7 protein-coding genes are annotated in these 9485 nt (G+C 50.0%); 3 read left to right on the top strand and 4 right to left on the bottom strand.

Annotation, left to right across the window (positions count from 1 at the left end; translation table 11 throughout):
• Positions 1-183: 183 nt before the first annotated feature.
• From OQV04_RS21865 to OQV04_RS21855, 3 genes are read right to left on the bottom strand one after another with little or no spacing between them, the layout of a single operon-like run.
• A complete protein-coding gene (locus OQV04_RS21865; protein WP_000831639.1) occupies positions 184-507 on the bottom strand; it encodes a YdbL family protein in 324 nt (107 codons plus the stop codon).
• Between the two features lie 7 nt (positions 508-514).
• Positions 515-700 carry a YnbE family lipoprotein gene (locus tag OQV04_RS21860; RefSeq protein ID WP_000706310.1) on the bottom strand — a complete coding sequence of 62 codons (186 nt, stop codon included), beginning with the start codon at positions 698-700 and terminating at the stop codon, positions 515-517.
• A complete protein-coding gene (locus OQV04_RS21855; RefSeq protein WP_032280821.1) occupies positions 697-3336 on the bottom strand; it encodes a YdbH family protein in 2640 nt (879 codons plus the stop codon). Before OQV04_RS21855 ends, OQV04_RS21860 begins: the two co-directional genes overlap by 4 nt.
• A 207-nt stretch (positions 3337-3543) precedes the next feature.
• On the opposite strand from OQV04_RS21855, the gene ldhA reads away from it, so the two are divergent.
• Together ldhA and hslJ are read left to right on the top strand one after the other, a co-directional pair.
• The gene (ldhA, locus tag OQV04_RS21850; RefSeq protein ID WP_000762229.1) at positions 3544-4533 is read left to right on the top strand and encodes a D-lactate dehydrogenase; all 990 of its coding nucleotides are present in this window, start codon (positions 3544-3546) and stop codon (positions 4531-4533) included.
• A 110-nt stretch (positions 4534-4643) separates the two neighbouring features.
• Complete coding sequence (hslJ, locus tag OQV04_RS21845; RefSeq protein ID WP_001298828.1) at positions 4644-5066, top strand: heat shock protein HslJ; 423 nt, start codon at positions 4644-4646, stop codon at positions 5064-5066.
• Here the strand turns inward: hslJ and OQV04_RS21840 are convergent.
• Positions 5063-5329, bottom strand: a complete 267-nt coding sequence (locus tag OQV04_RS21840) for a putative hemolysin (protein WP_001295715.1) — start codon at positions 5327-5329, stop codon at positions 5063-5065. The genes hslJ and OQV04_RS21840 overlap by 4 nt on opposite strands.
• Positions 5330-5602: 273 nt before the next feature.
• Here OQV04_RS21840 and nifJ point away from each other — a divergent pair, with 273 nt between their 5' ends.
• Positions 5603-9127: a pyruvate:ferredoxin (flavodoxin) oxidoreductase gene (gene nifJ / locus OQV04_RS21835; RefSeq protein ID WP_032280820.1), complete on the top strand. Its 3525-nt coding sequence runs from the start codon at positions 5603-5605 to the stop codon at positions 9125-9127.
• Positions 9128-9485 lie beyond the last annotated feature (358 nt).

The raw sequence follows: 9485 nt of genomic DNA, 5'->3' as shown, positions 1-9485 counted from the left end.
CACTAATAATTCATTGACGCTGCATATATATTTTGTGATTACATATATATTGGTAATGATTTGTTATTTAAGGGAAGGATATATAAGGTTTTTGTAGAAATACCCACGGTAATTAAGCATGCTAACGTCAGTTTAAATACTGTAAAAGATCATTAATAGATACATTTTGTAGCCAACTATAATTTATTTGCGCAACCATTTACCATTAATTCCCTGAACATATTGCCCCGACTTCGCGCGAGCAACAAGCTTTTGTCCAGCCAGTTTGGCTATCTCTTTAGTGGATACATTATTTTGCTTTGCCAGTTGTTGATAACTATGGTTACGAGCTTCATTAATATCTTTTACTAATGCCTGTGTTTCGGCATCCGTTTGTAGCGCCACCAGGTAACCGTTAAGCGTTTCACCTACCCGCCCCTGACTTCTGGCTTCGTTCAGGGTTAAAGCCATTGCACTGTCGCTCATCAGGCCAATGGCCCATACAGCTATGAGTAATGTTCTTTTCATCATCACCTCAAAATAGATCGCTACGGGTTTTGAGCAGGTCTTCAACGTCCTTATCCGCTTTAATGATGATTTCATGCTCAATTTTAACGTTCATATTAATGGTGATTGGCTCTTTCGGCGCAGCCACTTCAATGCGAGGCGTGCAACCAACCAACATAAAAGAGGACGCAAACGCGGCTATCACTATTTTCATTGTTTTTCCTCACACTCTTTTCCTGATGGGCAGCCAGTTTCCGGTAGCTGGGCATTCTGCTCCAGCCATACCTGGAGATTATCGCCAAAGCGTAAACTGCGCCATAACGTAAAAATATTCTCTTCATGGTGATAATTAAGGTTTACCGTACCGCTTTTACCATCGACGCGACTGGTGCCCGAAATGTTGGCCTGCATGGTTAACACACCGAGATTATCTAAATTAATCCTTGTTGATGAGCGACTGATTTCCATATAACGCAACCAGTTGATGGCAGTTCCAGCGGTCATATTGTCTTTGGCCACCGCATCTGCAGTGTCTTTATCCAGACGCAGCGTCATCGGCCCCGCGTTTGCCAACCAGCCCTCTTTGACAATCCATTTTTCATTGTTCAGCCATAACGGCAATGCACCACTAAATGCCCCGGACATGGCAAATTGTTTCGGATTGACGGCGCTAACCAGTTCGCTGGATGAGAGATTATTCAGCCGCAACAGCGCCGGGTCATGTTGCGGCATACGTAATTGTTTCATCAGCACGTTACCGCCTAACACATCGACGCTAACATCAGTCAACAGCAATGGTTCTTCTTCAGTCCACGGATAACGCCCTTGCAAATCAGCCGTAATATTTTTCGCTGTCACCAGATTAATCACTTCGGCAATTCGCAACGTAACGGGGCCGCGAGTCCCCAGATGCCAGGCTCCATCGGCAAAACGGAAAGGCAGGACAAAATCGACACCGTTAACCTGATTATCTGGCATCCAGGCACTACCGCCTTTCAACACGCCGTGCCCTCCCGCGCGGAATCCTTGTTCAGGCGCAGCAGAAAATGCAACCTGAGCATACAGTTCACCATCGCGTAAGTTCATCTTCCAGTCGGGTGGCACCAGCGGCTGGAATACAGTCAGTGATTGTTTAGGCCACCAGGCATTACCGCGCAGACGAATACCGTCCCAGCGACCATTTACCCGAACCGGGCCAATCTCACCAGCATGTAAATCGCCTTTAAAGAGGAAATACGTCGGATCGCGCCCATCGACGCTAAATTTTAAGGTTGATGGCGGTAACACACTGCCGCCAGTGAACAGCGTTTGCCCGGCGTCCAGTGACAGCGTGCCGCTGAAGGAGGGATGCTGTGCGTCACGTACCCAGACGACGGGCTTGTCGAGAATTAATCGCGGCTTTTCTACCGTCATCGTACCGTATTGTAACTGGTCGAAACCGGTGGAGAGATCGGTCAGCGTAATCGTGCTGTCATGCCACTCACCTTTTCCTGCGACATCCCAGGTGGCATTCATCGGTGTAAAACTCCCTTTTCCCCAGTAGCGCCACTGCCAGCGGCCAGCGTCAGGGAGAAAATCATTCGCCAGCCCATCCATATGCAGCACGAAATCGCCCAGTTCATTTTCATGCGCCTGCAAAATGGCCTGCAAACGTCCGTCAACACCACGTTGGGTGACTTTTACACCCGCTAAAGGCCAGCGGATTTCATCGATGTCCAGCGAATCGATGACTCTTCCCTTTGAACGAAGTAACGCGCCTGGCTCAAAGGTCAGCGTTGGGTCAGACAGACTTCCACTTACCTGCGCAGGTAAACGGGCATATAAAATGAGGTCCGCCTGTTTCGCTTCACCGGTCAGCTGCAGAGGCAGCTGGCTGTTATCCATGCTTAATTTTCCTGGGCCAAAATTAAGCACCGCGTTGCCCTTACCCGCTTGCCCCTGGGTCAGCACACTCAGTCGTCCGCTGACCAGAGCGTTCTCAAGCCCTGCCTGCCAGTTGTCGACTTTGACACCCAGTCGGCCACTCAAAGGAAAATCTGCATACGGCCAGCTCCAGCGACCATCGCTTACGGTCAATTGTTGACGCGTAATTTGCCACGGCAAATCGAGCAACGGATCGCCGTTATCCCGTGCCAGCACAATCAATTGCCCGCTATTTTCCTGCCAGTCCAGCTCGGCATCTACCAGTGACGGTTCCTGCGGCAAGTTTAACGTCGCAGTAGCATGACCACTTACAGGAAGTCCATCCGGCACTAGCGGCATAGTAAATTCCCCCACCAGTTTAACCGGCGGCTGATTTTCAAACGCGACGACATCCAGTTCGCTGACTGTAAGTTGTTGCCCTTTCAGCTGGCCTTGAAATTTAACTTTTTCGCCCTGATAACGCAGTTGCTGGATATCGGAGGTTAATGCGAGAGAGAGTTTTCCCTGCCATTCCTGCCAGGGAGAAAAAATCAGTTTATCAATATTGATCCAGGTGTTAGGCAGCATGGACTGCCATTGCGCGAGGGTTTTTGGAGCAGCTGGCGATTGCTCCGTCTGCGGCAATTTCGCCAGACAAGCAGAATCAAGTTCTACCGTGCCGACGTTCAATAACCAGCGGCTGGGATGTGAAAGGCTGGCGTTGGTGATATGCGCAAGCTGACAATCTCCCACCAGATAACGGAGATCGGGAATGATTAAACCTTTACGCGTAATGCGTGGGCTTTCATCTAATGCAATACGTGTCCCGAGCGGTAGCCAGATGCCCGCCAGCGTGGGAACCCACAGCCCGAGCGTCATCAGCAGCGTCAACGGCACAAGAATAATCAGTAATAACAGCGCGAGAACGGCTTTATATTTACCCAGCATGGGTAGTTAATATCCTGATTTAGCGAAAAATTAAGCATTCAATACGGGTATTGTGGCATGTTTAACCGTTCAGTTGAAGGTTGCGCCTACACTAAGCATAGTTGTTGATGAATTTTTCAATATCGCCATAGCTTTCAATTAAATTTGAAATTTTGTAAAATATTTTTAGTAGCTTAAATGTGATTCAACATCACTGGAGAAAGTCTTATGAAACTCGCCGTTTATAGCACAAAACAGTACGACAAGAAGTACCTGCAACAGGTGAACGAGTCCTTTGGCTTTGAGCTGGAATTTTTTGACTTTCTGCTGACGGAAAAAACCGCTAAAACTGCCAATGGCTGCGAAGCAGTATGTATTTTCGTAAACGATGACGGCAGCCGCCCGGTGCTGGAAGAGCTGAAAAAGCACGGCGTTAAATATATCGCCCTGCGCTGTGCCGGTTTCAATAACGTCGACCTTGACGCGGCAAAAGAACTGGGGCTGAAAGTAGTCCGTGTTCCAGCCTATGATCCAGAGGCCGTTGCTGAACACGCCATCGGTATGATGATGACGCTGAACCGCCGTATTCACCGCGCGTATCAGCGTACCCGTGACGCCAACTTCTCTCTAGAAGGTCTGACTGGCTTTACTATGTATGGCAAAACGGCAGGCGTTATCGGTACCGGTAAAATCGGTGTGGCGATGCTGCGCATTCTGAAAGGTTTTGGTATGCGTCTGCTGGCGTTCGATCCGTATCCAAGTGCAGCGGCGCTGGAACTCGGTGTGGAGTATGTCGATCTGCCAACCCTGTTCTCTGAATCAGACGTTATCTCTCTGCACTGCCCGCTGACACCGGAAAACTACCATCTGTTGAACGAAGCCGCCTTCGATCAGATGAAAAATGGCGTGATGATCGTCAATACCAGTCGCGGTGCATTGATTGATTCTCAGGCAGCAATTGAAGCGCTGAAAAATCAGAAAATTGGTTCGTTGGGTATGGACGTGTATGAGAACGAACGCGATCTGTTCTTTGAAGATAAATCCAACGACGTGATCCAGGATGACGTATTCCGTCGCCTGTCCGCCTGCCACAACGTGCTGTTTACCGGGCACCAGGCATTCCTGACAGCAGAAGCTCTGACCAGTATTTCTCAGACTACGCTGCAAAACTTAAGCAATCTGGAAAAAGGTGAAACCTGCCCGAACGAACTGGTTTAATCTTGCCGCTCCCCTGCAATCCAGGGGAGCTGATTCAGATAATCCCCAATGACCTTTCATTCTCTATTCTTAAAATAGTCCTGAGTCAGAAACTGTAATTGAGAACCACAATGAAGAAAGTAGCCGCGTTTGTTGCGCTAAGCCTGCTGATGGCGGGATGTGTAAGTAATGACAAAATTGCTGTTACGCCAGAACAGCTACAGCATCATCGCTTTGTGCTGGAAAGCGTAAACGGTAAGCCCGTGACCAGCGATAAAAATCCGCCAGAAATCAGCTTTGGTGAAAAAATGATGATTTCCGGCAGCATGTGTAACCGCTTTAGCGGTGAAGGCAAACTGTCTAATGGTGAACTGACAGCCAAAGGGCTGGCAATGACCCGTATGATGTGCGCTAACCCGCAGCTTAATGAACTCGATAACACCATTAGCGAAATGCTGAAAGAAGGTGCACAAGTGGATCTGACCGCGAACCAGTTAACGCTGGCGACCGCGAAACAGACATTAACTTATAAGCTGGCGGATTTAATGAATTAATAGCTGCCACAGCTCCCGGCGGCAAGTGACTGTTCGCTACAGCGTTTGCCGTTGGGTAATGCACACATCCCAATCGCCGTACCATCCAGTTGACGGGCAACAGAAAGCGAACCGCCGATCATTGCACAATTTGCTTCTCCACTACTGGACATCGACGCTTTTAAACCTGGCGCTACGTGCGCCGCAGTCGCCTGCTGAACAGGCTCACTACTACACGCCGACAACAATAAAGCGGCACACCCTACCCAAAACGCTGCTCGCATCTCTTCTTCCTCTGATCTTCAAGCCAAACGACACCGCCATAAATAATAGGCAGCACAGAGGGCGGCGTCGAGAGCTGTCCTGCGCGTTGCCCCGCATTTTTACTTTTTTATGGCTATTTTTTTGCCCTCTGTTTGATCAAAACATTCATTACTCTGATGTGGGGGACACAAAAGCGAAAATGCAGAAGAAAGCCATTTGCTAAAATTGAAAGATTACTACTGGGCGCGCAGCAATTTCGTGCGCCCCTCATTTGCGCAATGTAAGGGTGTCATATGATTACTATTGACGGTAATGGCGCGGTTGCTTCGGTGGCGTTTCGCACCAGTGAAGTTATCGCCATCTACCCTATTACCCCCAGTTCCACGATGGCAGAACAGGCTGATGCCTGGGCCGGAAACGGCTTGAAGAACGTTTGGGGAGACACACCACGCGTGGTTGAAATGCAGTCGGAAGCGGGTGCTATCGCTACCGTGCATGGCGCTTTGCAGACGGGTGCCCTTTCAACATCGTTTACGTCATCGCAGGGTTTGCTGCTGATGATCCCGACGCTGTACAAACTGGCAGGCGAACTCACACCGTTTGTCCTGCATGTAGCGGCACGTACCGTTGCCACACATGCACTCTCTATTTTTGGCGATCATTCCGACGTCATGGCGGTGCGCCAGACGGGTTGCGCGATGTTGTGTGCGGCAAACGTCCAGGAAGCGCAAGACTTTGCTCTCATTTCGCACATCGCGACGCTGAAAAGCCGCGTGCCATTTATTCATTTCTTTGATGGTTTCCGTACGTCCCACGAAATCAATAAAATTGTCCCGCTGGCCGATGACACTATTCTTGATCTCATGCCGCAGGCCGAAATTGATGCTCATCGCGCCCGGGCGCTCAACCCGGAACATCCGGTGATCCGCGGTACGTCCGCCAATCCTGACACTTATTTCCAGTCTCGCGAAGCCACCAACCCATGGTACAACGCGGTCTATGACCATGTTGAACAGGCGATGAATGATTTCTCTGCCGCGACAGGTCGTCAGTATCAGCCGTTTGAATATTACGGGCATCCGCAAGCGGAACGGGTGATTATCCTGATGGGCTCTGCCATTGGCACCTGTGAAGAAGTGGTTGATGAATTGCTAACCCGTGGCGAAAAAGTTGGCGTGCTGAAAGTTCGCCTGTACCGTCCCTTCTCCGCCAAACACTTGCTGCAAGCTCTGCCGGGATCCGTACGCAGCGTAGCGGTACTGGACAGAACCAAAGAACCCGGTGCCCAGGCAGAACCGCTCTATCTGGATGTAATGACCGCACTGGCAGAAGCCTTTAATAATGGCGAGCGCGAAACTCTGCCCCGTGTCATTGGTGGGCGCTATGGTCTTTCATCCAAAGAATTTGGCCCGGACTGTGTACTGGCGGTATTTGCCGAGCTCAACGCGGCTAAACCGAAAGCGCGCTTTACGGTTGGTATTTACGATGATGTGACCAATCTGTCACTGCCGTTGCCGGAAAACACCCTGCCAAACTCGGCGAAACTGGAAGCCTTGTTTTATGGCCTTGGTAGTGATGGCAGCGTTTCCGCGACCAAAAACAATATCAAGATTATCGGTAATTCCACGCCGTGGTACGCACAGGGCTATTTTGTTTACGACTCCAAAAAGGCGGGCGGTCTGACGGTTTCTCACCTTCGAGTGAGCGAACAGCCGATTCGTTCCGCTTATCTCATTTCCCAGGCTGATTTTGTTGGCTGCCACCAGTTGCAGTTTATCGATAAATATCAGATGGCTGAGCGTTTAAAACCTGGCGGCATTTTCCTGCTCAACACGCCGTACAGCGCAGATGAAGTGTGGTCGCGTTTGCCGCAAGAAGTTCAGGCCGTGTTAAACCAGAAAAAAGCGTGCTTCTATGTGATTAACGCAGCGAAAATCGCCCGCGAATGTGGCCTGGCGGCCCGTATTAATACCGTCATGCAGATGGCTTTTTTCCATCTGACGCAAATTCTGCCTGGCGATAGCGCCCTCGCAGAATTGCAGGGTGCGATTGCCAAAAGTTACAGTAGCAAAGGCCAGGATCTGGTGGAGCGCAACTGGCAGGCTCTGGCGCTGGCGCGTGAATCCGTAGAAGAAGTTCCGTTGCAACCGGTAAATCCGCACAGCGCCAATCGACCGCCAGTGGTTTCCGATGCCGCCCCTGATTTCGTGAAAACCGTAACCGCTGCGATGCTCGCCGGGCTTGGTGATGCCCTCCCCGTTTCGGCGCTGCCGCCAGACGGCACCTGGCCGATGGGCACTACACGCTGGGAAAAACGCAATATCGCCGAAGAGATCCCCATCTGGAAAGAGGAACTCTGTACCCAATGTAACCACTGCGTTGCCGCTTGCCCACACTCAGCTATTCGCGCAAAAGTGGTGCCGCCTGAAGCGATGGAAAACGCCCCTGCCAGCCTGCATTCGCTGGATGTGAAATCGCGTGATATGCGCGGGCAGAAATATGTCTTGCAGGTGGCACCGGAAGATTGCACCGGTTGTAACCTGTGCGTCGAAGTTTGCCCGGCGAAAGACCGTCAGAATCCAGAGATTAAAGCCATCAATATGATGTCTCGCCTGGAACATGTCGAAGAAGAGAAAATCAATTACGATTTCTTCCTCAACCTGCCAGAAATAGACCGTAGCAAACTGGAACGTATTGATATTCGTACATCGCAGCTGATTACACCGCTGTTTGAATATTCCGGTGCTTGCTCCGGTTGTGGCGAGACGCCGTATATTAAATTGCTGACTCAGCTCTATGGCGACCGGATGTTGATCGCTAACGCCACCGGCTGTTCTTCAATTTATGGCGGTAACCTGCCCTCTACACCGTATACCACCGATGCCAACGGTCGTGGGCCGGCATGGGCGAACTCTCTATTTGAAGATAATGCCGAATTTGGCCTTGGTTTCCGCCTGACGGTCGATCAACACCGTGTCCGCGTGCTGCGTCTGCTGGATCAATTTGCCGATAAAATCCCGGCGGAATTACTGACGGCGTTGAAATCAGACGCTACGCCAGAGGTTCGTCGAGAACAGGTCGCAGCTTTACGCCAGCAACTCAACGATGTTGCCGAAGCACATGAACTGCTGCGTGACGCAGATGCACTGGTAGAAAAATCAATCTGGCTGATTGGTGGCGACGGCTGGGCTTACGATATCGGCTTTGGCGGTCTGGATCATGTATTGAGTTTGACGGAAAACGTCAACATTCTGGTGCTGGATACGCAATGCTATTCCAACACCGGTGGTCAGGCGTCGAAAGCGACACCGCTGGGTGCAGTAACTAAATTTGGCGAGCACGGCAAACGTAAAGCGCGTAAAGATCTTGGCGTCAGTATGATGATGTACGGTCATGTTTATGTGGCGCAGATTTCTCTCGGCGCGCAACTGAACCAGACGGTGAAAGCGATTCAGGAAGCGGAAGCGTATCCGGGACCATCGCTGATCATTGCTTATAGCCCGTGTGAAGAGCATGGTTACGATCTGGCACTCAGCCATGACCAGATGCGCCAACTCACAGCTACCGGCTTCTGGCCGCTATATCGCTTCGATCCGCGTCGTGCCGATGAAGGCAAACTGCCGCTGGCGCTGGATTCACGCCCGCCGTCAGAAGCACTGGAAGAAACGTTACTTCACGAGCAACGTTTCCGTCGTCTGAATTCGCAGCAGCCAGAAGTGGCAGAACAGTTATGGAAAGATGCTGCAGCTGATTTGCAAAAACGCTATGACTTCCTGGCACAAATGGCCGGAAAAGCGGAAAAAAGCAACACCGATTAAATGCTCTGGATAAGGATTATCCAATTCTAAAAAAAGCCCGGACGACTGTTCGGGCTTGTCTTTTTATATGTTGGAAAATCAGTGGCAATGCAATGGCCCAACAGAAAATAAAATCTGTGACAATAAAGGCATATAACCCGCGCAGAATAACGTATAGAAAATAAAAAGTATAATTTTTATTTTGTATGTATTATCTTCGATACATTCACCAGACTTATTATCATTTCAGAGGAATTATTTGATTAAGGTTTTACTTAAGGCGTAACATATGATATTTATCGGCTAAGGAAGGTGCGAATAAGCGGGGAAATTCTTCTCGGCTGACTCAGTCATTTCATTTCTTCATGTTTGAGCCGAT

This window comes from Escherichia sp. Lx600-2, assembly GCF_036662595.1.
Taxonomy (GTDB): Bacteria; Pseudomonadota; Gammaproteobacteria; order Enterobacterales; family Enterobacteriaceae; genus Escherichia; species Escherichia coli.
Note: the sequence above shows the minus strand (reverse complement) of the source record. Positions and strands in the feature narration are given on the sequence as shown.

Coding starts and splice junctions, on each gene's coding strand:
- OQV04_RS21865 (WP_000831639.1), bottom strand. CDS start 507: ATGAAAAGAACATTACTCATAGCTGTATGGGCCATTGGCCTGATGAGC.
- OQV04_RS21860 (WP_000706310.1), bottom strand. CDS start 700: ATGAAAATAGTGATAGCCGCGTTTGCGTCCTCTTTTATGTTGGTTGGT.
- OQV04_RS21855 (WP_032280821.1), bottom strand. CDS start 3,336: ATGCTGGGTAAATATAAAGCCGTTCTCGCGCTGTTATTACTGATTATT.
- ldhA (WP_000762229.1), top strand. CDS start 3,544: ATGAAACTCGCCGTTTATAGCACAAAACAGTACGACAAGAAGTACCTG.
- hslJ (WP_001298828.1), top strand. CDS start 4,644: ATGAAGAAAGTAGCCGCGTTTGTTGCGCTAAGCCTGCTGATGGCGGGA.
- OQV04_RS21840 (WP_001295715.1), bottom strand. CDS start 5,329: ATGCGAGCAGCGTTTTGGGTAGGGTGTGCCGCTTTATTGTTGTCGGCG.
- nifJ (WP_032280820.1), top strand. CDS start 5,603: ATGATTACTATTGACGGTAATGGCGCGGTTGCTTCGGTGGCGTTTCGC.